At 51.5% G+C, this 25140-nt stretch carries 20 protein-coding genes and 1 pseudogene; 19 read left to right on the forward strand and 2 right to left on the reverse strand.

Annotated features, from left to right (window positions below; genetic code table 11):
• Position 1 precedes the first annotated feature (1 nt).
• Positions 2–646, reverse strand: a complete 645-nt coding sequence (gene queE, locus ACMHYW_RS05395; protein WP_414501208.1) for a 7-carboxy-7-deazaguanine synthase — start codon at positions 644–646, stop codon at positions 2–4.
• 3 nt (positions 647–649) lie between these two features.
• Positions 650–1378, reverse strand: coding sequence for a 7-cyano-7-deazaguanine synthase QueC (gene queC, locus ACMHYW_RS05400; protein WP_414501209.1), 729 nt, complete (start codon positions 1376–1378; stop codon positions 650–652).
• Between the two features lie 342 nt (positions 1379–1720).
• Here queC and yegQ point away from each other — a divergent pair, with 342 nt between their 5' ends.
• The 19 genes and pseudogenes from yegQ to ACMHYW_RS05495 all read left to right on the forward strand — a co-directional run bounded on the left by yegQ (position 1721) and on the right by ACMHYW_RS05495 (position 24854).
• Complete coding sequence (gene yegQ / locus ACMHYW_RS05405) at positions 1721–3097, forward strand: tRNA 5-hydroxyuridine modification protein YegQ (RefSeq protein WP_027705394.1); 1377 nt, start codon at positions 1721–1723, stop codon at positions 3095–3097.
• A 327-nt stretch (positions 3098–3424) separates the two neighbouring features.
• Positions 3425–3997, forward strand: coding sequence for a hypothetical protein (locus ACMHYW_RS05410; protein WP_414501210.1), 573 nt, complete (start codon positions 3425–3427; stop codon positions 3995–3997).
• A 238-nt stretch (positions 3998–4235) separates the two neighbouring features.
• Positions 4236–4844, forward strand: coding sequence for a hypothetical protein (locus tag ACMHYW_RS05415; RefSeq protein ID WP_414501211.1), 609 nt, complete (start codon positions 4236–4238; stop codon positions 4842–4844).
• Between the two features lie 330 nt (positions 4845–5174).
• On the forward strand, positions 5175–6884 hold the full coding sequence (locus ACMHYW_RS05420) for a ShlB/FhaC/HecB family hemolysin secretion/activation protein (protein WP_414501212.1): 1710 nt from the start codon (positions 5175–5177) through the stop codon (positions 6882–6884).
• A 146-nt stretch (positions 6885–7030) separates the two neighbouring features.
• A complete protein-coding gene (locus ACMHYW_RS05425) occupies positions 7031–17149 on the forward strand; it encodes a hemagglutinin repeat-containing protein (RefSeq protein ID WP_414501213.1) in 10119 nt (3372 codons plus the stop codon).
• Positions 17139–17495: a DUF596 domain-containing protein gene (locus tag ACMHYW_RS05430; protein WP_414501214.1), complete on the forward strand. Its 357-nt coding sequence runs from the start codon at positions 17139–17141 to the stop codon at positions 17493–17495. Before ACMHYW_RS05425 ends, ACMHYW_RS05430 begins: the two co-directional genes overlap by 11 nt.
• Entirely contained in the window at positions 17486–17989 is a 504-nt protein-coding gene (locus tag ACMHYW_RS05435; protein ID WP_414501215.1) for a hypothetical protein, read from the forward strand. The genes ACMHYW_RS05430 and ACMHYW_RS05435 overlap by 10 nt, the downstream gene beginning before the upstream one ends.
• A 20-nt stretch (positions 17990–18009) precedes the next feature.
• Positions 18010–18348 carry a hypothetical protein gene (locus ACMHYW_RS05440; protein ID WP_414501216.1) on the forward strand — a complete coding sequence of 113 codons (339 nt, stop codon included), beginning with the start codon at positions 18010–18012 and terminating at the stop codon, positions 18346–18348.
• Between the two features lie 3 nt (positions 18349–18351).
• Complete coding sequence (locus ACMHYW_RS05445) at positions 18352–18639, forward strand: hypothetical protein (RefSeq protein ID WP_414501217.1); 288 nt, start codon at positions 18352–18354, stop codon at positions 18637–18639.
• Positions 18603–18953 (forward strand): hypothetical protein, encoded by a 351-nt coding sequence (locus ACMHYW_RS05450; RefSeq protein WP_414501218.1) that lies wholly within the window; start codon positions 18603–18605, stop codon positions 18951–18953. Before ACMHYW_RS05445 ends, ACMHYW_RS05450 begins: the two co-directional genes overlap by 37 nt.
• Before the next feature lie 345 nt (positions 18954–19298).
• Positions 19299–19778: a hypothetical protein gene (locus tag ACMHYW_RS05455; RefSeq protein ID WP_414501219.1), complete on the forward strand. Its 480-nt coding sequence runs from the start codon at positions 19299–19301 to the stop codon at positions 19776–19778.
• Positions 19775–20146 carry a DUF6911 family protein gene (locus tag ACMHYW_RS05460; protein WP_414501220.1) on the forward strand — a complete coding sequence of 124 codons (372 nt, stop codon included), beginning with the start codon at positions 19775–19777 and terminating at the stop codon, positions 20144–20146. Before ACMHYW_RS05455 ends, ACMHYW_RS05460 begins: the two co-directional genes overlap by 4 nt.
• Positions 20147–20411: 265 nt before the next feature.
• A complete protein-coding gene (locus ACMHYW_RS05465) occupies positions 20412–20936 on the forward strand; it encodes a hypothetical protein (RefSeq protein ID WP_414501221.1) in 525 nt (174 codons plus the stop codon).
• 164 nt (positions 20937–21100) lie between these two features.
• Positions 21101–21496 carry a ribonuclease toxin immunity protein CdiI gene (cdiI, locus tag ACMHYW_RS05470; RefSeq protein ID WP_414501222.1) on the forward strand — a complete coding sequence of 132 codons (396 nt, stop codon included), beginning with the start codon at positions 21101–21103 and terminating at the stop codon, positions 21494–21496.
• Positions 21497–21787: 291 nt separating this feature from the next.
• Positions 21788–21835, forward strand: a pseudogene (locus ACMHYW_RS05475) (hypothetical protein); the annotation flags it as partial.
• A 138-nt stretch (positions 21836–21973) separates the two neighbouring features.
• Entirely contained in the window at positions 21974–22996 is a 1023-nt protein-coding gene (locus ACMHYW_RS05480; protein ID WP_414501521.1) for a hypothetical protein, read from the forward strand.
• On the forward strand, positions 22986–23342 hold the full coding sequence (locus ACMHYW_RS05485; RefSeq protein ID WP_414501223.1) for a DUF596 domain-containing protein: 357 nt from the start codon (positions 22986–22988) through the stop codon (positions 23340–23342). The genes ACMHYW_RS05480 and ACMHYW_RS05485 overlap by 11 nt, the downstream gene beginning before the upstream one ends.
• A gap of 218 nt (positions 23343–23560) precedes the next feature.
• Complete coding sequence (locus ACMHYW_RS05490) at positions 23561–23920, forward strand: DUF596 domain-containing protein (RefSeq protein ID WP_414501224.1); 360 nt, start codon at positions 23561–23563, stop codon at positions 23918–23920.
• 208 nt (positions 23921–24128) lie between these two features.
• Positions 24129–24854 carry a hypothetical protein gene (locus tag ACMHYW_RS05495; RefSeq protein WP_414501225.1) on the forward strand — a complete coding sequence of 242 codons (726 nt, stop codon included), beginning with the start codon at positions 24129–24131 and terminating at the stop codon, positions 24852–24854.
• Positions 24855–25140: the final 286 nt, after the last annotated feature.

The following is a 25140-nucleotide window of genomic DNA, read 5'->3' on the forward strand; positions in this document are numbered from 1 at the left end:
TTCAATCGATTCCTATGATCTTGTGCATCTGAAGTGAGAGCTGCCACTGTGGGTGCTGCAGGCAATAGGTCAGTGCCCGTGCTTGAGTGGTGCCTTGCTGACCCAGCGGTATCAGGTCCATCGGCTGAAGATAGAAATGCTGGAAGTCCAGCGTTTCGAAGCGTTCCGGTAAGGCATCCGCTTGGGGGTAAACCAGCTTCAATTCGTGACCGGAGGTTTGCACAAGCGTGGTCGCGCCCTTGGGGCTGACGCAGATCCAGTCAATGCCTTCTGGGGCGGGCAGCGTGCCGTTCGTTTCCACGGCAATCTCGAAGTCGCGTGCGTGCATGGCATCGATCAGTGCCTTGTCCAGCTGCAGCAGTGGTTCGCCGCCCGTAAAGACGACGTAGCGTTTGCCGCTGGCTGCCAGATAAGGCCACAGTGCATCAAGGTGGTCAGCCAGCTGATCGGCGGTCACGAACTTGCCACCGTTCTGGCCATCAGTACCGATAAAGTCGGTGTCGCAAAAGCGGCAGGCACTTTTTTCGCGATCCTGTGGGCGTCCACTCCACAGGTTACAGCCCGTAAAACGACAGAATACGGAGGCGCGACCGGCCCGTGCTCCTTCTCCCTGCAGAGAGTAGAAGGCTTCTTTGATAGCGTACATGCGTTATCCCTTGGACTGACGGTAGGGAACGGGGTCGGTCAGGCCGTGGGCCGCGAAGGCCGCTAGGCGTTCACGACAGCTGCCGCATTCACCGCAGGCTGCTTCTTCACCCAGATAGCAGGTCCACGTATCGGCGTAGTCGAGGCCCATGGCAATGCCATCGGCCAGAATGTCAGCTTTGCTGGCGGCCAAGTAAGGGGCATGTACCTCAACGGGGGTGTAGTTGGCGATACGGGCGACGTCCTGCATCTTCTCGACAAATTCTGGGCGGCAGTCGGGATAGATGGCGTGATCGCCGCCGTGCGCGCCATAGAAGCAGTGCTCAGCGTCGATGTTGACGGCATAGCCGATAGCCAGTGACAGCAGGATCATGTTGCGGTTGGGCACGACCGTCGAGGTCATGTTGCCCTCGTCGTAGTCGCCTGTTGGCAGTGCCTGGTCGTTGTTGGTCAGCGAGGAATTGTCGATCAGGCCGTGAATGGCACGAATATCGACAACCTTGTGCGAAAGACCCAGCTGCGCGCAGACCTTGCGTGCTGATTCCAGCTCGCGGGAATGGCGCTGGCCATAGTTGAACGACAAGGCGTGCACTTCGAAGCCTTGAGCGATCGCCTTGTGCAGCACAGTAAACGAATCCATGCCGCCAGAATAGATGACGACGGCGCGCCGTGAGGCCGGAATGGAAGAGGAAAGGGCAGCGTTGGACGCTGATACAGACGTGTGTTCAGACATGGCGGAGAATTTTTCCCGATGAATGAATCGGTGATCCGGGATCCGGTCCGGAGAGCCTGCCAGAAGTAAGCCGAGCGTGCGCTTGGCTTCTGACTACGAAAAATGCCGATAAAAGACGCTGAATGGCCTTCTTCGGCAGCGAATGACGCGCCTTTTCGTGAAACGTGAAGCGGGTCCGCGTCATAAGGGCGCCATTCTAACCCCTCGTTCAGGGGGATGCCAGCCCACGAATGCTGTGTCGTGGCATCCTTGGGGCGCATCGCGTACAATCATCCGTTATTCGTAGATGCGGCGTCCTGCCGCATTCATCCGCTGCATTCGGGTATCAGGTAGCTTCCTGTCATGACCAAGACCACACTTCGCGCGCCGGAGCTGCTTTCTCCAGCAGGTACTTTCAAGAACATGCGTTACGCCTTCGCTTACGGCGCTGATGCGGTCTATGCCGGTCAGCCGCGGTATTCGCTGCGCGTACGCAATAACGACTTCAAGATCGACAATCTGCACAAGGGAATCGATTACGCTCACGAGCGCGGCAAGCAGTTCTACGTCGCGTCTAATATCGCGGCACATAACACCAAGGTAGACACGTACCTGCGTGACATGGCACCGGTGATTGAGGCTAAGCCGGACGCGCTGATCATGTCCGACCCAGGGCTGATCATGCTGATTCGTGAGCGCTGGCCAGAGCAGACCGTTCACCTGTCCGTTCAGTCCAACGTCGTCAACTATGCGGCTGTACGGTTCTGGCAGCAGCAGGGCATCAAACGCATTATTCTGTCGCGTGAGCTGTCGCTGGATGAAGTGGCGCGCATTCGTCAGGAATGCCCGGATATTGAGTTGGAAACCTTTGTTCACGGCGCGCTGTGCATCGCCTATTCTGGCCGCTGTCTGCTGTCCGGTTACTTCAACCACCGTGATCCGAACCAGGGTACCTGCACCAATGCTTGCCGTTGGAAGTACGACACGGTTGAGGCCACGACCGATGACAGCGGTGATCTGATTCCGGTGGCACAGGTCAGTGGGCAAGCCAATGTCGGGCGCTGGTCACCGGATGGCCAGAGCCAGCCCGGCACGCTGTCGGCGCTGATCGAAGATACGACGCGTCCCGGAGAGTTGATGCCTGTCGAAGAAGACGAGCACGGTACCTACATCATGAATTCGCGCGATTTGCGTGCTGTACAGCACGTGCCGCGCCTGACCGAAATGGGTATTCACTCGCTCAAGATCGAAGGCCGTACCAAGTCGCCGTACTATGTGGCGCGTACCGCTCAGGTTTACCGTCGTGCGATCGACGATGCCGTGGCCGGTCGTCCGTTCGATATGCGTCTGATGGATGAGCTCGACAACCTCGCCAACCGTGGCTACACCGAAGGCTTCTATCGTCGTCACGTCCATGATGCCTATCAGAACTATGAGAACGGTCACTCCATTGGTGTGCATCAGCAGTTCGTGGGCGAAGTGATCCCGGAAGGGTGTACGGCCGATACGCTGGAAATTCGCGTCAAGAACCGCTTCGGTGTCGGCGATACGCTGGAGCTGATGCTGCCGGGCGGCAATCGCCGCTTCGTGTTGGATGGCATGGTGAAGCGCTCAACGGGTGAACGCATGGACGTCGCGCCGGGTGATGGCCATATCGTGCGCATCCCGCTGCACGGTGATGCCATCGCACCTGAGCGGTTGCAGTATGGGCTGCTGATGCGTGATCTGCAGTCGGCATAATCGCTGCCAGGCAGTGAATCGAAACAGGGCGGAGAGCGTAAGCTTTCCGCCCTGTTTCTTTTTATAAGCGGCGAGAGAGAATACGGAACGCTGTGTGCGTTTCTGTTCCTTTGTGCAGGCAACAATAATGCTATGATGATCAGGCAAAAGGAATGACCAGTGTTTGGCTCTATTGCGTGCAGTTTCAGCCTCAATGGGCAATCACTTTTTTATGATCGATGCCTGTAGTGTCGATCATTGAGCAGAGAGCGCGGCCTTCATGCCTAAGGCAACGATCACGCAGCGGGCTCGCTCTCTTCAACTCTGCTGGCAAGGGACCATCGCCCCATGAAACTCTTTTATATTGACCGTATCAACGATCACGTACCCGGTGATTTCAATTCGATCGAGAGCTTCCTGACTGCTGTAACGGAATCGCTGAAGAAAACGACCGAGTTGGATACTGGCAAGCATGATATCGTGCGTGAACTGCTGACCTGTTCTCTTTTGCAGGACACTGACTGCGATGTCGTTGTGCTGCGCTCCGAGAACAGCCTGATCCTGACAGCCTACAACCACGTCATCGATTACTTCCAGCCGTCCGATGTGGCGCGCAAACCTGTCTACGACCTCGAAATTCGTCTGATTCCGGACATGGAAGAGCTGAACCCGCAGCAGCATATCCCGACACGTGACGTGTTCGAGTGCTTGCAGCTGACGTCGATCAAGACGGCTGCTGGCAATGTACGTTCCATTCTTGAACAGGATGGCTGGAACTTCACCGAAAAACCGTTCGTTAAGCAGGAAGAGCCTTCTCATCGTCGCGTACAGATGTTCCGCAAGGGCGACCACTATATCTTCCTGTCTTTTGCCTGCAATGAACGTCAGCCTGTTCAGGAAAGTGAACAAGCGGATAAGTAAGTGTAGGGTCGTTTCAATATCTTAATATTGAAATAATGCTATATTGAGGTGCGCTGGTTATATGAAATAACCGGCGCATCAAGGCGTATCCGGTTATCAACTGCTTACTTGTTGGTCTTTATCATTAGCCTAGTGGCATCATCCGCACCATGCCATATCTACTACGCCCAATAAGTTTAGATGTTCACAGTTTGATCGTATATTTACGGCTTTCTTCAAATTAAAAGCGCATGAGCTATTGCTGATACGAATGGGCGGCAGCATCATGCTGCTCAACGCCTCAACGCCTCAACGCCTCAACGCCTCAACGCCTCAACGCCTCAACGCCTCAACGCCTCAACGCCTCAACGCCTCAACGCCTCAACGCCTCAACGCCTCAACGCCTCAACGCCTCAACGCCTCAACGCCTCAACGCCTCAACGCCTCAACGCCTCAACGCCTCAACGCCTCAACGCCTCAACGCCTCAACGCCTCAACGCCTCAACGCCTCAACGCCTCAACGCCTCAACGCCTCAACGCCTCAACGCCTCAACGCCTCAACGCCTCAACGCCTCAGCCAACGCCTCAACGCCTCAACGCCTCAACGCCTCAACGCCTCAACGCCTCAACGCCTCAACGCCTCAACGCCTCAACGCCTCAACGCCTCAACGCCTCAACGCCTCAACGCCTCAACGCCTCAACGCCTCAACGCCTCAACGCCTCAACGCCTCAACGCCTCAACGCCTCAACGCCTCAACGCCTCAACGCCTCAACGCCTCAACGCCTCAACGCCTCAACGCCTCAACGCCTCAACGCCTCAACGCCTCAACGCCTCAACGCCTCAACGCCTCAACGCCTAGTTATTTAGTGTGTTTTTAGTAAGCAAATACTTAGCAGAGTATTTAGGGTTATTTTTTGTAATTTATGTTGTTGAATTGTGTTTTTGAACATCTTGCGGGGCGAGAGAGAAGTTGGCACTGAGGTAAGTAATTCCTCTCGTAATATACCCTTATTTTTATTTTATCCGGTGGTGAAAACGGCCGAAATAATAAAGGACTAATGAAAGAGTTGATAGCAGGCGATCAATGCTAAGTGACTACTTAGGCCATGGCACATTATTAATATGACGTGTAAATATGTGCACGATTTTTCACATTATACAAAGCCGAAATTATAACGAATGGGCGGGGATAAGCGGATGGCTGAGATCACCTGGGGTGGGGCACGCATTGCGATCCTGATGCTGGCGTTGGCGGGCAGCAATGCGGTGTGGGCGGAGCCGTCATCGGTTAACGATAAACTCTTGCGTCACCAGCAGACCCAGCAGCAAGCGCGTGATGCACAGCTGGCGCCGCCTACCCCTGATATCCGCTTTGGTGTCGAGGGCCGTGGCACGGGGGCTTCTGCCTACCCCGCTGAGTTTCCGTGTTTCATGATCCGGCATGTGCACATCGACAATGCTGATCGTCTGCCGGGCTGGGCTGTACGTGAGCTGCAACGCGCAAGCGAGCCAGCGCTGAACCAGTGCCTCGGCTCCAAGGGGATCAATCTGTTGATGGCTCAGCTACAGGATCGCCTGATTGATCATGGCTGGGTGACCACACGCGTGCTGGCCCCGCCACAGAACATGCTGTATGGGCAGCTTCATCTCAGCGTCATGCCCGGTACCGTTCGCGAGATACGTTTTGCCGAAGGCAGTGATTCGCGGGTTTGGCTGCCCGCTGCGATACCGGCGGCTTCAGGGGACCTGCTTGACCTGCGGGATATCGAACAAGGGCTGGAGAATCTACAACGTTTACCGGGTGTGCAGGCAAGAATGGCGCTGCGGCCGGGGGCTGCGCCGGGTGAGAGCGATATCGTGTTGACCCGCCAGCAGCAGAATCAGCTGCGCTGGGGGGCATGGCTGGACGATACCGGCACCAAAGCGACGGGACGTAAGCAGGGGGGCGTTATGTTGGCGCTCGATAATCCGCTGGGTCTGAACGATATGTTTCAGTTGACTGCCAGCCGCGATACGGCCTTCATCCGCGAGCGGCATTCGCGCAACTACGGTCTGCAGTATTCCGTGCCCTACGGGTATTGGAAACTGGGGATCAGTGCCAGTGACTATGACTATCGGCGTACCGTGGCAGGCTGGGGTGGTCGTACTTATGACTATACCGGTAGCAGCCACATGATGGACGTATCGCTATCACGCCTATTGCACCGAGGCACCTTCCACAAAACGACACTGGCGACCGATGTCATGACCCGCCAGTCCCGCAGTTTCATCAACGGCACTGAAATCGACGTCCAGCATCGCGAGACGACGCACTGGGGGCTGGCGCTCGATCATCGACAGTATCTTGGGGCCGCTACTTTGGATATGGGGGCTCGCTACACGCGCGGTGTGCGGGCCTTCGGTGCCCATCCAGCGCCAGAGGAAGCCGTCGGCGATGCCACTGCGCTCTCGCGTATCTTCGGGCTATCGGCGCATGCCACGGTGCCTTTCCACCTTTTCGGTCAGTCCTTACGCTACCAGTCTCAGTACCAGTATCAGCGCAGCAATACCCCTCTGACGGCCCAAGAGCAGTTCGCCATCGGCAACCGTTGGACCGTTCGCGGCTTCGATGGCGAGAACACGCTGAGCGCTGACGAAGGCTGGTATTGGCGCAACGAACTGGGCTGGCAGATACCGGCGACGCAGCAAGAACTGTATGTCGCACTTGATCACGGTGAAGTCGACGGCAATGGCAGCGAGCTGCTAGCCGGCAAGCGGTTGACGGGGGATGCGCTTGGCATCCGCGGCCACCTCTGTGGCACTGACTATGACCTGTTCGTATCGCACCCCGTTTCACAGCCAGAGAATTTTCGCACCTCAAGCGTTACCGCGGGCTTTTCGCTGAGCTGGCAGGGTGGCTTCTTCTAGTGAGTCCTGAAGTAAAGCGGTGGCCGATGCGTCGGCCTACCTAGTGTGCCCTTAACACAATATGAAGTACCCCGTGACATGGCAGATGCCGTATCGCGAGGGTGCCACACACCTCATTTTCGTCTGTCTTTGCAGGGATATTGGCCATGAATAGACATCTCTATCGGATCGTCTTCAACAAGGCGCGTGGGCTTTTGATGGTGGCCGCTGAACGTACGACCAGTCGTACGGCGGCGGCATCTTCACAAGGTGAACGTCGTTCGATGTCGACGCATGTGCTGCCTTCTGCAGTGCTGTCCGTGCTTGTGGCGGCCATTGCTGCCGGGGCAGTGCCGCTGGCATATGCCGATATCGTGGCCGACGGCCGTGCGCCCGGGTCGCAGCAGCCCACCATCATCGAGACGGCCAGTGGCCGTCCCCAAGTCAATATCCAGACGCCGAATGCAGACGGGGTGTCGCACAACGTTTATCGCCAGTTCGATGTGGATGCCCACGGCGCCATTCTTAATAACAGTCGCCAGGCCGTATCGACGCAGCTGGGGGGGTATGTCGATGCCAACCCTTGGCTTTCCCACGGGGAAGCTCGGGTCATTCTTAACGAAGTTAATTCGCCCAACCCTAGCCAGCTCAAGGGCTGGGTTGAAGTAGCGGGGCGGCGGGCCGATGTCGTGGTGGCGAACCCTTCCGGTATTCACTGTGATGGCTGCGGCTTCATCAACGCGGATCGCGGCATGCTGACCACCGGGCGGCCAATGATGGACGGTGACCGCTTCAACGGGGTGACCGTCGAGCAGGGAACGGTTGCCATTGACGGTGCGGGGCTGGATGCGCGGCAGACGAGCCACACCGACATTATTGCCCGTGCCGTTAGCGTCAACGCTCAGGTGCACGGTAGCGATGTCAGCGTTATTACCGGCGCGAACACAGTCGATACGCGTGACGCCCAGCATCCGGTCATCACGCCGATCAAGGGCAAGGGAGAAACGCCCGAGGTGGCATTGGACGTATCTGCTCTGGGGGGCATGTACGCCAATCGCATTGTGATGGTTGGCACTGAGAAAGGTGTTGGGGTGCACAACGCTGGGGTGATCGGTGCATCAGCGGGTGAAGTGGCCATTACCACCAACGGCCAGCTGGTCAATGCCGGTACGCTGAAAGGGGGCGCGCAAGGCGTCTCGCTGTCAGCGCAGGATGGGGTGATCAACCAAGGGAAGCTGACGTCTGACGGCGGCACGCTGTCGCTCGACAGTCCTACGCCTTTGCGCAACGAGGGGCAGCTTGTTGCGGGAGGGGATCTGACGCTGGTGGCTCCTGAGATCACGTCCAGCGAGGCCAGCGTACTGGCCGCGGGGGTCGATCATGACGGGCACCTGACACAGCCGGGCAAGATGGTGATCCAGGCCAGTGAGAAGGTCGAGGTGCATGGCAAGGTGCTGGCGACCGATGCTGTGACGGCCAGTGCGCCGCAGATATCAGCAACCGGGGCGCAGATCGCTGCGCATAACGTATCGCTGAACGGCAGGCAGATTGATACCTCATCGGCGCGCGTACAGGCGTCGTCCATGAATGTGGCGGCCGAAGATGGCGTACGCAATCGCCAAGGGCACTGGCAGGCTGAGCGGGTCACGGTGACGACACCCGCGTTGGACAATCAGAGCGGACGTATCGTGCATACCGGTCAGGATGCTCTGAGCATCGCCACCGTTGCCCTCGACAATACCGGTGGCGTGGTGGCCACCACGCAGGCCGATATGGCGTTGACGTCTGGTCAGGCGCTAGACAACAACGGCGGGACGCTGTCGAGCCATGGGCAGCTCAGCATCGATGCGCACGGCATCAACAGTGCCGGCGGTACGGTCGATGCTGGCAGCGACCTGATGCTAGAGGCTCACGGCAAAGCGGTTGCCTCCCGTGGCGGCAGTATGGCGGCGGGGCGTCGGCTCAGCGTGACAGGCGGGGCTCTCGACAACGCGGGGGGCCAGTTGATCGCAGGGCAGCAGGTCGACGTCGATACCCATCAGCAGCTACTGAACAATACCGGCGGCATCATTCAGGCCGATGAAGGTAAGACTTCGCTGGCAACCGGTACGCTGGTCAATGCGAACGGAACTGTTCAGGGCAAAGGGTTGAACGTGGATACCCACGGCCAGCGTCTCGACAATCACAATACGGCTGACCGCGGGCTGATCAGTCGCGGTGACATGGTGCTCAAAGCGGGGGAGGTCGACAGCCATCATGGCCGCATCGGTAGCTTTGGCAGCCTGACCTTCACGGCCGCCAACGTGATGAACGATGATGGCTTACTGCAGGCAGGCAAGAAGCTGACACTGACCGCAGAAGAGGTCAGCTCCAAAGCCGGTACGGTGATGAGTCGTGGGGGTGACGCGGAACTCTCTACTCAGACCCTCGATAACACCGGGGGCCTAATTCAGTCCGCTGGTGGTTTGTCGATCGACACGCATGGGCAATCCCTCGATAACCGCTCGACCGCTGACAGAGGGCTGGTGAGTCAAGGGGCCATGACGTTGGCTTCTGGAGTGCTGCAGAACGACAACGGACGAATCGTCGGACTAGACGCGTTGAGCCTGCAGGCAGGCGATGTCGCTAACGGGCACGGTGTCATTGAAGCGGCTCGCACGGTAGCGCTGGATACGGCCACCTTAAACAGTTCGGCCGGACGTGTAGCTGCGGGTGATGCGCTGAGCATCGACACCCATGGACATGCGCTGACCAACACCGATAGCGGTGATGATGCGGGCATCATGGCCTCCGGCGATCTGACCGTTCAAGCGGGGCAGGTCGACAATGCTAACGGCTATCTGGCAGGCCATGGCAAGACCAGTATCGTTGCGGGTGCATTGAGTAACGCGGCGGGTACCGTCGTTGGCAATGGGGGGCTGATGCTGTCGACTCAGGCATTTGACAACCGTCATGGCCATCTTCAGACACCGGTAGCCCTGTCAGTGGATACGCATGGGCAGTCACTCGACAACCGCGAGGGCACCATTGTTGGTGATCAGGGGCTCCTGCTCGACAGCGGCATGCTTGATAACCGCCAAGGTATCGTCAGCGGGCAGCAAGCGCTCACGGTCGATACGCACGCGGGTGTACTGGATAACCGCCAGGGACAGCTCATGGCCTCCGGCGCGCTCAGCCTTGAGGGGGGCGAGCTGCATAACAGCGCAGGACAGATCCAGACCGTTGATGGCGGGCACCTGATCTTCACCCGCGTGCTCGACAATGCCGACGGCGGACTTATTCGAGCCAATGGCACGCTGGCACTAAAAAGTGCGCTCATTGATAACCGTGCCACTCGCACTGCCGGTGGGATCGAAGCCAATGCACTAACGCTCAACGCTGACCGCATCGACAACCGCAGGGGTCTACTGCGGGCGGGCGATGCTCTGACACTGATGCCGACAGTTCAGGTGGACAACCGTGATGGCCTGATTACCGCCAACGGTGCGCTATCGCTTAAGGGTACGCCGAACACGGTGCTGGAGAGCGCTGAGGGTACGTTAATTGGTAACCGTGTCGATGTGGCGGTAGGCAGCCTGCCGCGCGAAGGGCATCTGCTGTCGCAGGGGGATTTGACGCTTGATGTTAAGAACAGCATTGATCATCACGGTGAACTCAAGGCCAATCGCGACCTTTCGATCACCACCGAAGGACGCCTCGATAACCACAGCCTCATTCAGGCCGGTGGCGCACTGACGCTCAATGCGCAGGCTATAAGCAACGACCGCGATGGCGAGATGAGCGGTGAACGCGTATCGCTATCGGCACGCGATACGCTGACCCACCGTGGCTTGATCGACGGCGATACGGTATTCGTGAAGGCTGGCACCTTCGATAACCTGGGCACAGGGCGTCTTTATGGCGATCACTTGGCTGTATCTGCGACGACCCTCAACAACCTGCCGGAGCAGGGAACGGCGCCGGTAATCGCCGCGCGCGAGCGTCTTGATATCGCAGCCGGGACATTGATCAACCGTGACCACGCGCTGCTTTATAGCCAAGGTGATATGGCCGTAGGCGGTGCGCTGGATGAGCAGCAGCACGCTACGGGCAGTGCTGGGCGACTGGACAACCTCAGTGCCAGCATCGAAACGATGGGCAACCTATCGCTGGCAGCGGACGAGATCAACAACCGCGACCTGCATGTGGTGACGTCTGGGGCATCGGACATTATTTCGTCCGTGGTCGTGCATGAATTGCAACCGGAAGGGGATGCAAAGCGCTACAGCGACAGTGAAGCCAAAGTCATACGCGCTTATGAGAAACGCGACAATCTTCAATATCCTGGGGGGCGAACGGAGCGCTGGAAGGAATACAGATACACGCGTTTCATTCAAGAAGGACACATCGAAAAAGATGACCCTGCCATCATACGGGCCGGGGGGGACATCAGCCTCAAATCGTCGATATTGAATGCTTATAACAGCAAGGTACTAGCGGGCCAGCAATTGTCGGTTGACAGTCACCGGCTCAATAACATCGACGTCAAGATTCAGCGTAAAGAAACCGAAGGTGAGTTGGTAGGAAGCAATACTCGCAACCCAACGTTCAAGGCTGGGCAAGTAACGGACTACTGGCCAGCTGTACATAAAGGAAGTCGTCATGGTAGCGGCCGTCGCCATAAAACAGACGTTACGCGTAGCTCGGCGACAGGCTACGGCATCTACCAGAAGTCCTACGATGTCGGCCTGAGTACCGTCAGCTATAAAAGCATGCAGGTTAGCGTGCCGGAGCAACGCCTTCTGCCCACCAGTACGCTGGCACCGGTAGCGGCAGATCAACAGGCCGCACTTCAGCAGGCAGGCTCTCCTTCCCGCAGCGCGGCATCTGTCCGTACGGTACCGGCCATCACATTGGGCAACAGCGATGCAGGTGCAGGGCAGCCTGAACTTCCTGGGACATTGACGGCGGCTGCCGCCCTCAATACGACGAAAGCTTCCACTGCCCCGATCGTTATTCGTACGCTGGCGCTTGATACCACGCTACCGGATAGCGCGCTTTTCACGCCGACCCACGATAGCGATAGCCATTACCTGATTGAGACCGATCCCCGCTTCACCCAGTACAAGCAGTGGCTGGGAACCGACTATATGCGTGAGCGTCTGTCCGAGTCGCCGACTCGAATGCACAAGCGTTTGGGCGATGGCTTCTACGAGCAGCAACTGGTGCGCGATCAGGTGATGCGTCTGACCGGACAGCGCTATCTCGACGGTTTCGACAACGACGATACTCAGTTCAAATCACTGATGAACGATGGTATCGCCTTTGCGAATCGGTATGGTCTGACGCCGGGCGTCGAGCTATCCGCGGAGCAGATGGCGCTGTTGACCAGCGATATCGTATGGCTGGTGGATCGCAACGTGACACTGGCAGACGGTTCGGTAGAGACCGTGACTGTGCCGCAGGTGTATGCCCACCTGCATGAAGGCGACCTGGCGGGTAATGGCTCATTGCTGAATGGCCGTGATGTAGCGCTCCAGACCGATACCTTGGTGAATGACGGGCAGATTGCCAGTCGCGAGCGTACCCGTATCGCCGCAACTGACGTGACCAACAGTGGCACGCTCAGCGGCAACCGCGTTGAGGTCAGTGCGGGCCATGACCTGAGCAATATCGGCGGTCGTATTCAAGGGCAGCAGGCGGTCACCTTAGAGGCCGGCCATGACCTGACCAGTGCCAGTACCTTCAACGAAAACGCCAAGGAGCGTTATCGGAATCGACAGGCTGGCATTTATACCGAGAGCGACAATGGCGCTCTGACGCTGACCGCACTCAACAATATTTCACTGACCGCTTCCGAGGTACTCAACGCTGGGGATAATGGCAAGCTGGCGTTAACGGCGGGGAGCGATATCGCTCTGGGTACAGAAGCCACCCATGACGGTTACAGCTTCGACTTCGGCAAGGGCACCTATTCGCGTGAAGCGACAAGTTCGGAACAAGGTAGTCAGCTGATCAGCAATGGGGAGATCCAGTTGGCCGCGGGTCAGGACATCCGGCTTAAGGCGGCCGACGTGTCGGCGCAGCAAGGGATTAACGTGCAGGCGGGGCGCAACGTTGCGCTGAGTGCTGGGCAGGAAACGGCCGATCTGGTCAATCATACGCATACGGTGCAAAAGGGCACTCTGTCGAAGAAAACCATCGACACTCACAGCGAAGTGCATGATCGCACGGCACTGGGTACCACGCTGAGCGGTGACAGCGTGGTAGTGAACGCTGGTCAGGATATGCGCATTGATGCGAGTAATGTGGTGGGCACCCAGAGCATCCAGTTGGCAGCGCTGCGCGATCTTGATATCGCCACGGCCACCGAGCAGCGCGACCACCAGACCAGCACCCAGGTCAGCAAGAAAGGGGCGCTGTCAGGTGGGCTGGCGAAGGCCATCGGTGGATACACTGGCTTTATGGCGGGGCCTGTAGGCTGGGCGGCAGGTAAAGCGTTGGGCGAGCAAGGGCCGATGAGCAGCAGCAACAGCAGCACGCTCGCCAATGACGCTTCGCTATCCGAAAAAGGCAGCCAACTGCTGAGCCAAGGGAATATCGCGCTTAGTGCTGGGCAGGATGTCATCCTCAAGGCCGCTAGTGTTAATGCCGGGCAGGCTATCGGCGTTCAGGCTGGCCGTGACGTTGCGTTGACCACCGCTCAGACCCTCCAGAACCAGAACGTCGAGACGACTTCTTCAAAACAAGGCTGGACATCCGGCAAGCGTTCCGAGACCCAAAGTATCGGCTACGATCGCACCGCGACGGGCACCACGCTTAGTGGTGACCGCGTAAACGTTGAAGCCGGCCATGACGTCAGTGTGACGGCCGGCAACATTGTAGGCAGCCGGAGCGTGTCGCTGGCGGCAGATAACGATCTGCACGTAACAACCGCGGCAGAGGAACACGACCGCCAGACCTCATCCATTACGAGTAAGAGTGGTGTGATGAAGAGCGGTGTGACCGGCGTCATGATCGGTAAGAAGTTGGAGCAGCGCACCACCGATAGCCAAGGGGATACGGCACACGGCTCGACGGTTGGGGCCAGCGAGGGTAATACCACGCTGGTAGCGGGTAAGACCCTGCACGTCCACGGCAGTGACATCGTGACCGGACACGACCTTGCCCTGCAAGGCAGTGACGTGACGGTCGACGAGGCGCGCAATCGCTATACCGATATCACCAAAACCAAGACCGAGCAGAAAGGCTTGACGTTGGCGGTGACTGGTATGGTCGGCAGCATGGTCGAAGCGGCGCATGAGCTGAAGCAGGTAGCCGAAAGTGACGAGGACGATCGTCTACGTGCGCTGCAGGCGATCAGTGCGGTGCTGAAAGGCGTTCAGGCCGGTCAGAGCGTGCAGGGCGGCCAGCAGGGCAGCACAGTCGCGGTCAGTGCCAGCATCGGCCAGCAGAAAACGTCTAGCGAACAGACCCAAACCCAGGACACCACCGCTAGCAGCACGCTTGGCGCAGGCAACGATCTGACCGTGAGGGTACATGGCCAGCAGGGTAAGGGGGACCTCACCATTGTCGGCAGCCAGGTCAAGGCCGCTCATGACATCGCTCTCGACGCCGCACGCGATATGACGTTGGTTTCTAGCCAGGATGTCAGCACCCTGAAAGGCAGCAATAAGAGTGGCGGTGGCAGCATTGGTGTCAGTGCTGGCGATCGCGGCCTAACCGTCGATGTTGCCGCCAATGCCGGTCGAGGTAAGGAAAAGGGCAACAGTGTTTCGCATGTCGAGACCACCGTGGATGCCGGGCACGATGTAGCGCTTAACAGCGGACGTGATGCCTTGCTACAAGGGACTCAGGTTAACGGTGAGCGTATCCGTGCCGATATCGGTCGTCACCTGACGTTAAGAAGTGAACAGGATGAAGAGGAATACGACAGTACCCAGACCAGCGTGAGTGGTGGTGTCAGTGCCGGTATCGGGACGGGGGGTGTTCAAGGCAGCATCAGCAACGGCACGATGGACAGTTCATTCATGTCCGTGAAAGAGCAGTCTGGGTTGTTCGCCGGTAAAGGTGGCTATGACGTCAAGGTAGGGGAGCATACCCAGCTGGATGCGGCCGTCATCGGCAGCCGTGCCGAAGCCGACAAAAATCGCCTTGAAACCGGTACGCTGGGCTTTAGCGACCTGGAAAACCAGCTGCACTTCAATGTACAGCAAACAGGAATATCCGGCGGCACCGGTGCGGGTGGCGCGCAGATGGCCATGGGGGCGGCGGCATCTGCGGTGACCGCGTTGATGGGCAATAATGGTGATGACAATAGCACGACGCATGCTGCCGTCAGCCAGGGTGATATCCTGATTCGTGATCAGGCACATCAATCACAAGATATTGCCGCACTCGACCGTGATGTCGAACATGCCGCTAACGCCCTGACCCCGCTCTTTGACAAAGAAAAAGAACAGCAGCGCCTTAAAACGCTGCAAACCGCACAGACGGTGGTCAATCAGGCCATCAATATCGGTGTGACTTACGGCGAACAGCAGGCCTACGTCGCGGCGAAGAATGACCCGACGGCGCATGCACAGGCGATGGCTGCCGCTGACGAAAAAGTGAAGAGTGGCACCGGGTTTGGCTACTACAGCGATGCTGATCGCCATCAAGCCGCCTACGACGAAGCGCTGAAAAATACCGATGCGTATGCCAATACGATGAAAGACTACGGCATCGGGAGCGATAACCAACTGTGGCTGCAGAGCGGAGCCCACCTTGTCACCGGGCTGGTGAGCGGGAACACCCAAGGCGCGGTTGCCTCTGCCGCCGCACCCTGGTTGGCCAAAGGGGTTAAGCAAGCGACCACCGGTGGCAAACCCAGCGAGCAGCTGAGTGCCACAGAAACGGCAGTGAATGCACTGGGCCATGCGGTCGTCGGTGGTGCCGTAGCGTCCGTATCCGGCGGTAATGCTAAAGCGGGTGCCGCTGGCGCTGCGGCAGGTGAACTGGCGGCCCATGCCGCCGCTCATGTCATCGCCGATGGCAAACCCACGAGTGAACTGACCCAGAGCGAACGCGAACAGATCAGCCAGTGGGGGCAAGTGGCCGGCGGCGTTGCCGGTGGTCTAGCGGGCGGCGGAAGCAACCATGCGGCCGAGATTGGCGCAGGGGCGCAGGCGGGTAAAAATGCGGTGGAGAATAACCGCCTAACACTGCCACAGATGAAGCAAGTCGTAGATGAACTGGCAGATTGCATAGCGGATTACGGCTGCTCTATGCCCAAGGTGACGGCTAAGTGGACGAAAACTGGGCTAGAGCAAGAACTGGAGTACCAAAAAGGTAATTTCAGTGCTCCGAAGGAGTACGCCAAAGATATTGCTATTCCCGTGTGGGAAGCCGCTAATCATCCGGTCGACACTATAGGAAATGCCTGGACGTACACAGCAGACGCTTTAGTACACCCGATTGAAAATTGGGACAAGCTGAGCACCTTTAAGTTTGTCATCGCTCCCTATGAGCTTATAACTAAGCCTATACAGGCACGCGTTGAGAACATCGGCCGTTATTATCTTGGTAACGGTGGCAAAGAAGCTTCCTACAATGCGGGTGTAGAGTCCGGCAAGCTTGCCATTGACGTAGGTTCTCTCTTTATTGGTGTGGGGGAGGTTGGTGGGCTTAGAGTGGGTGTGTCTGGCGCAGAAAAAGCGGCTTCTGCTGTAGAGAGAATTGGCCTTGAAAGTGCAGAAACTGCTGCTAATGTAGCCAACGCGGACAGAATGGCCGCAGAGGCTTCAATAGCGACAGACTCATCGCCTAAGATTACTATTACCGGAACGGAGCCTGTTAAGCCACTTACTAATGGTGGTGCGCCGTATGTAAATGCTGAGCAGGCCAAAATTGGTGAAAGCTTAGCTCAGCAAGCAGCGTTATCTCACACATCTTCTTGGCCAGAGATGCGTGCTCAGTTCTTGGATAAAAAACTGCCAACTACTGATTTCAAGATGACAGTTGATGGAAAAGTCCTCAATTCGGTATCAGAAGAAGGCGGTGGGGCTGCTGTTTTTATGGTCGATAATGAAGAGGAAATTAAAAATATATTTAAGCATATGATTGAAGCTTCTGAAATGCCTGCTCAAAGAAAACACCCTAAAGGAGTTTATTATCCATATACTATGAAAGATGGTACTAAAGCTGTATTGAGAAGTTTTGCTGATAGTGAAAGATTAATGGGAAGGCACTGGACAATAGAGTTTGCTAAGATACCAAGTGTCAAAGTTAATAAATTGGAAATAAAGTTTATAACTAATGATGACTAACGATGAGCTATACAAAGATGTCATAGAAACTAGCTTTGGATTTTCTATTTCATCAATATGGGATGACTTAAAGTACAATCATTCAAGTCTTTCTTACAAAGAGAGAATCGAGAAGTTTTTATTTATATTAAATCGGGCAATGGAAAGTGGTATTTTGAGGTTGGCGGATGATGGGAATTTTCTTGAAGGTAGTATTGATGAACAAGTAAAAAAATTTAGAGAAAATTTTCCTGAGAAAGAGGAATATATATGCGAATATATATTCGGTATAGATATATACGAAAATATCTGGATTCCTGGTGGAGCTGTCTGGATTACTGCTAAGGGAAAAGAAATTTGGACTTAATTAGAATACCAAAGCCTCGACCTATACTGAAAGTAATATTTTATAAGTATACTATAGAAGATAGTTTTAAAGCAGTATTAAAGTTTTCAGACAGTGGGGCTGCACTGGACTTTTATTTATTGGTGTGGGGGAGGTTGGTGGGCTTAGAGCGGGTGCGGCTGGCGCAGAAAAAGCGGCTTCTGCTGCAGAGTAGAGTAGGGCTTGAAAGTGTTGAAGCTGCGACTAATGTGGCCAAAGCGGACAGAATGGCCGCAGAGGCTTCAGTAGCGGTAGCATCATCGCCTACAACCGCTATTGCCAGAACTGAGCCTATTAAACCTGGCACATCTTTAAGTGCTGAGCAGGCTAATATTGGCACTGCGAAGAAGACTAGTGAAAAAGCTGGGAGGATAAGTCTTAAAAGTACAGAGCTTGCTACAGAAGTAGAGCAGGCACTTTTTTATAAAGCTTGGGATAACCTTCTTAACAAAATAGATAGCTTTCCTTCAAAATAAAAGCAGGAATGCAAGCTACAATGGTAGGGGCTTATGATGTAGAAACAGGCCAAATAGCAATTGGCAGTAGTAATGGGAAAATAACAGCTAAAATGTTGCATCCTAAAACTGTCGAATATGTGGAAAGCAAATTAAATGTAAAAATAGGCGAGTTTACAAGCTTATGCCCTAATAAAGCTGGAGCGTGTGCAGAAATTTCTGCAGCTGATAGGTTGATACGAGAAGGTGCTGATCCATCAAAAATAAAATTCACGGATGCTGTGAGGCCTAGAGCAATATGGCGGAAAGAAAGTTTAGAAAAAGGTATGATAATAAAACCTTGTGAAAACTTTAAGGTAACGTGGCCAAAAGAGCATTAAATTATGAGCGATCTAAATAAAGACTGGGTTCCTGAGTTTGGAACTATATTTACTTGGTTTGCAATGGATAAATTTGGAAGAATTGCAGTTATGGTTAATAACTGTTGGGGCGATATACCTAATTCTTTGTTGAGTATTAATGATATTGATAATCAACTGAATGATATTGGTGAATATATGTGGGGCGAGTCTAAGAAATATAATAAATACCCAGAAGATAAAAAAGGTGGATATTGTTTGGATTGTTATTCTTCTTGGCTTTATGGAAAAGGAGCTACAAGGGGGGGGTAATAGAACAACTAGAAAATGAATATATTAGTTCTGGTAATTATTCAGAAGTTAATCTCGCTATAAATAGAGGTTTTTTTGAATACTTTGCTGTAGAAGGAAATAAAGAAGGTGAAGATTATCCTGTAGGTTATTCTGGAAAAACAAAAATGGGAGATTATTATCGTTATTTAGTTCCCACTATATATGCTTCTATTGAGGATTTTCCAAAAGAGCTTCGTCATCTTATAGCGGTATCTCCTGTACTTGATTTTACAAGTGATAGAGTTTTGAAGAATGAAAAAATAAATTATTACTTTCCAAGTTGCTATTCGTAACAATTGGAAGTGTATAAATTATTTGTTGGTTAAGACGAAAAAATATATTGGCAAGCATATAACCAAACAATTGACAACAATAAGCAGAAAGCAGAAGCGGCTCCCGCAAATGAAGCGATCTATTTTCTTGGCGGACCTGCTGGAGCCGCAATACGCTCGGTTCTAGCTGTAAAAGGGACAGAAGAACTGATAAATGCAGTAGATGATGCGTCCAAAGGAGAATATAAAGAGGCATTAAAAGATGCTGGGCTAGGTGGTCTGGACTTGCTGGGCGCTCGAGCACCTGCTGGACAGGGATTTGCATCTCGAGGGACTTTTTCAGGTAGATCAGCAACTGACATCTCTATGAAAATAGAGAACTTACCAAATACCGAAATAAGAGTTGTGCTTGATAAAAAAATTAGAACTGCTCTTCCTCGTGTAGAAGCGGAATTGTCATCTAAAGATGGAGTCATTTTTAGAGACACAAACCAAGGTAATCGCCCAGATTTTCATCTTAATGAAAACAGTAGGGATACACTAATAAAATACCGTATTACGAATAAAGAAAGTAAGAGAAAAGATGGAAAATCATTACCTAATAAAAACATGGCTACTGCCCATGCTGAAGTAGGAGCAATACAGCAAGCTTTTGAGGCTGGAAAAACAGCGGGAAATTCAATGGAGTTAATAGTTACTGGAGAGCCAATCTGTGGCTATTGCACAGGAGACATTGCTGCTATGGCAAATTTGTCTGGGCTCAAGTCTCTGTTGATAAAAGAAGAGTATACTGGGACAGTTTTTTTCTGGAATGAAGGTATGAAAAGTATCAAGGAGAAAAAATGATGCATAGCCTGTCATGGACTTTGGGAAAAAGTAATGGGTCAATGAAAGATTTTAATTTTAGTGATGTTTTGGATAAACTTTCATTTTTGAAAAAATCTTGTGGTACAGTAACCTTAAGGTCGTATAAAAATGACGAAGAATTTATGCTCCAGGTTAGAGCAGAAAATGATAATTATCTAGTGACTTTTGGAGGGGTTTTTGATGGAGATTATGATGTTATGTCATATGATGGGAGTGGGGATGGATCTATAATGATACTGGGAGATTTATGGCCAGAAGCACAGGTTTCCAAAGATTTTAACTTTGTTGAAAGTGTGTTTAAGGTATTTTATAAAACTGGCTGGGTGCCTAAAGACATGCTAAATTAAATTATTATAAATGGCAATTGTGAACTTTTTATTATTAAAAATTATGCTTTCTTAGGAGAATAACTTTGTCTATTAAAGATCATATATGAATATGATGAAAGTTTTTATGTGATCAGCTTGTTAGGCCTGGTTTACACCCGGCTGATATAAAATTCACACATGCAGTTAGACCGAGAGAAGTGTTTAAGCAAGGAGAGTTTATTCCTGAACATATAGTTGCACCTTGCGAAAATTGTAAAGTAACTTGGCCAAAAGGAAATGACTGATGTCTGATCTAAATGAAAACTGGAAACCTGAATATGGAACCATTTTTACTTGGTTTGCTCAGGATAAGTTTGGAAGAATTGCTGTAATGATAAATAATTGCTTTGGAGATCTTCCGAAATCCTTATTAAGGATAAATAATGTAGAGGAGTGGCTTGACCATACAACTGACTTTATGTGGGAAGAATATGATAAGTATCGAGATATTCCAGGAGATAAGTTGGGAACGTTTTCTGTAGATTTATTTTCTTTTTGGCGTAATGGGCCTGAAATTACAAAAGAAAGCTTGCAGGAGAGTTTATCAGCGCAGTTTGAAAGAATAGGCCGCAAAAGTGATATCAATTTAGTAGTAAATAGGGGTTTTTTTGAATATCAAGCGGTAGAAGGTAGTTATGAAGGTGAAGACTATCCTGTCGGGTATAATGGAAAGACTAAAATGGGCTATTATTATCGCCACTTAGTCCCTAGTAAGTATGCTTCTATTGAAGATTTTCCTGATGATTTGCATCATGTTATATGTGTGTAAGATATAGTGGATTTTACTGTTGATAGGGTTTTAGAAAGTAAAAAAATAAACGAATTTTTTACTCGGCAATACTGTGGTAATTGATAAAAATTGGCTATTTTATATATACAATTTTTTGCACTTAATCCCACGCTATTGTTACAGGTGTAAATAATAGAAATGCTATGAAATCGGGAGAAAGGGTTTATGATTTAATGGTGCGATTGTATGAGGAAAAATTCGACACTACTAGTCGCGGATGGCAGATAAAAGACTATTTAGAGGCTATGTATGATTCTAATCTTTTTGAAAACGCAGCGATAAGCATTCTTAATAAAAAAGATTTTTGTATAAATAATTCCCAGTGTAGGTTTCCTAACCCTAATAGCTATAATGATTATGACCATTTTGATGGGGTGGAGTTCGAAATGGGACTATTTAGTGATGACTCAGAAATTAGAGTGAGTGAAGAAGAATGTTTGTCTTTTATAAAAGAAGCTGTGTTTTTGTATGAGAAAAAACATCCAGATAGAAAAGGATTTTTAGACGAAAGTTTTGAAAGAACAACGTTAGGTAGATAAATTTTTGTCTCGTTTCTATAGAGATTACCTTCGACGAAGCGCTGAAAAATATCGATGTGTATGTCGCCAATACGATGAAATACTACGGCATCGGTAGCGATAACCAACTGTAGCTGGAGAGCGGAGTCCATCTTGTCAGTGGGCTGGTGAGCGGGAATACCCCAGGCGGGTGCCGCTGGCGCCGCGGCATGCGAACTGGCGGCCCATGTCGCCGCTCATGTCATCGCCGATGGCAAACCCACGAGTGAGCTGACCCAGAGCGAACGCGAACAGATCAGCCTGTGGGGGCAAGTGGCCGGCGGCGTTGCCGGTGGTCTAGCGGGCGGAGGAAGCAACCACGCGGCCGAAGTTGGTGCCGGGGTACAGGCGGGTAAAAATGCGGTAGAGAATAACCGCCTAACACTGCCACAGATGAAGCGGTCTGCTGATGAATTGGCAGAGTGTATGGCGAACTACGGCTGCTCTACGGCCGATGTGATGGCCAAGTGGGCAAAAATTGCCATAGAGCAAGAACTGGAGTACCAAAAAGGTAGTTTCAGTGCTCCGAAGGAGTACGCCAAAGATATTGCTATTCCCGTGTGGGAAGCCGCTAATCATCCGGTCGACACTATAGGAAATGCCTGGACGTACACGACAGACGCTTTAGTACACCCGATTGAAAATTGGGACAAGCTGAGCACCTTTAAGTTTGTCATCGCTCCCTATGAGCTTATAACTAAGCCTATACAGGCACGCGTTGAGAACATCGGCCGTTATTATCTCGGTAACGGTGGTAAAGATGCTTCCTACAATGCGGGTGTAGAGTCCGGTAAGCTTGCCATTGACGTAGGTTCTCTCTTTATTGGTGTGGGGGAGGTTGGTGGGCTTCGAGCGGGTACGGCTGGCGCAGAAAAAGCGGCTTCTGCTGTAGAGAGAGTAGGGCTTGAAAGTGCAGAAACTGCTGCTAGTGCAGCCAACGCGGACAGAATGGCCGCAGAGGCTTCAGTAGCGACAGACTCATCGCCTAAGATTACTATTACCGGAACTGAGCCTGTTAAGCCACTTACTAATGGTGGTGCGCCGTATGTAAATGCTAAGCAGGCTGAAATTGGTGAAAGCTTAGCTCAGCAATCAGTATCATCCCACACATCTTCTTGGCCAGAGATGCGTGCTCAGTTTGAAGATAAAAAGTTACCTCCTACAGACTTCAAAATGACAGTAAATGGAAAGGTTCTCGGTTCTATATCTGATCCAGGTAAAGGGGCTGCTATCTTCAAAGTGGGGGGAAAAAAAGATGTTGAAGATGTATTTAAGACTATGACAGGTGCCACAGAAATGCCTGAGCCTATTTTTACACCAAAAGGAATTATTTATAGATATGCTTTGGAAGATGGTGCTAAAGTTGCGCTCAGAAATTTTGCAAAAAGTGATACTGGTGCGCAGTGGACGTTAGATTTTGCTAAAATTCCTGATGCAAAAGTTAGTAGAATGGAAATAAAATTGATGATAGATGATGAATGATGAAATGCTATACGAAGATATTATAAAAGACAGTTTTGGTTTTACTATCGATGCAATATGGGATGACTTGCAATATAATCATCCTTATTTTTCTTATAAGGAACGTATTGAAAAGTTTTCTTATATATTGGAAAAGGCCATGGGAAAAGGAATATTAAAATTAGCAAATGAAGGTGAATTTCTTGAGGGAAGTATTAAAGATCAAGTTGAAAGATTTAAAAATAGTTTTCCCGATGACGAAAAAAGTATGGACGAATATATATTTGGGCTAGATGTTAACCAAAATTTTTGGGCGCCAGGAGGGGGAGTTTGGATATGTAACGATGGCGATGAAATATGGACTTAATGACTTTTAACCTAACCTTCTTACGTTAATAGAAAAATAAGAATATTGTTGATCCTGGGCCAGCTTAAGCACCGCTATTGGGTTGGTGCTCAATGCGCATGATGGACCTTCACTCATCACGCGGAAGAGTAGTTTGGGCTGTACATAGTAAAGTCAGATACCACTATAATCGATAGCTGTGTCAAAGCCAACAGAGATTGCCTTAAGGACATTTGTCTATGACTGATGATGTATTGGAATTTGTAGAAGAAATATTAGAAGTGAGTTTTGGATTTGATATTGATGCAATATGGTATAACTTGGAGGGAAGGTGCAACAGCTTGAGTTATTGTGAAAAAATAGAAGCTTTTTGTTATATATTGAAAGTCGCAATGGACAAAGGGATTTTAAAAATAGCAAACGAAGGTGTGTTTTTAGAAGGAACCTCTCAGGAAATTTCCGATATATTTAAATCATCTTTCCCTGCTAGTGAAGATAAAATGAGCGACGATATGTTTTGCTTCGATATTGATGACAATTTTTGGACTCCAGGAGGTGGTGTTTGGATATGTAATGATGGTGATGAAATTTGGACGTGATGATATTTATAATAGTACACAAAAGTATTTTGTTATCTGATTTTGTTCTTGAATGCGTTTTATGTTGTTGTTTTGTTTTCTGAAATTTTCACAGATTGCTACCTGTGCTGGTTTTTTAATCCAAATATTGGCGATCATGCCAATAGTCTACGGTAAATGTAAGCACTGAATATTTAGACGTTTGATTGATTATAAAGGAATCAGAAGTATGAGCTTGAATGAAGACTGGGAACCCGGGTTCGGGACAATATTTATCTGGTTTGCGATGGATAAGTTTGGTCGAATTGCTGTAATGGTAAACAATTGTTGGGGAGATATACCAAAGGTATTACTATCAACGCCGGATATAAAATACTGGTTGGATAACATGAGTGAATATTTATGGGAAGAATCTAAAATATATGTGAATTATCCGAAAGACAAGAATGGAGATTTTTTTGTTGATCTGTATTCGGCCTGGATGATTGGTAATAAAATGACGAGGGATGAATTTGTACAGAGTTGCAGAGACTCTCTAGAGAATATGGGACACTACAGTGATACAAATATAGCGGTTAATAAAGGGATCTTTATGTACTTTGGGGTGGAAGGTTGTCGCGAAGGTGAAGATTATCCTGTTGGTTATATCGGGGAAACAAAAATGGGAGACTATTATCGACAATTAGTGCCCACCCTCTATGGTTCTATCGATGATTTTCCCGAGGAGTTGAGCGCTATCGTAGCCGTTTCAGATAGCGTAGACTTCACTAAGGATAGAGTACTGGATAATAATAAAATAAACGATTATTTCCCTGCAAAATATGATAGAAATATACATGCTGAAATGGTAACGAATAATTCTGATAAGAAACGAAAGCTGAAATGTTTGAATAAGATAAAAAAGAAATGCATAAGCGCCTTCTGGAGTGTATGCAAAAGCAGGATGCCGAAATAAGTCTGTGTAGCTCGATCTGAAGGTCAATGCTCCTCACTTTTCCCGATTTTCTCCATCGATTCTCGTGCTTTCAGTAGGCCGTTACCCTCTTCATAACACGCCCAAACGACAATAGAAAAGCGCTGTCGGAAGTGGCAGTATGAGGGTATGGACAGAAGGCCTTGTGCCAGCGCGCTATCGGGAACGGAAGCGGCCGCTGACAGCAGGGCTGTCTCTGCCTTCAGCACTTATCAATAATAATGCTGCGCTACGCAGCTCATGATGATCGGGCGAACAGGACATAAAA

The sequence above is a fragment of the Zymobacter sp. IVIA_12111.31 C1 genome (assembly GCF_047495495.1).
GTDB lineage: Bacteria > Pseudomonadota > Gammaproteobacteria > Pseudomonadales > Halomonadaceae > Zymobacter.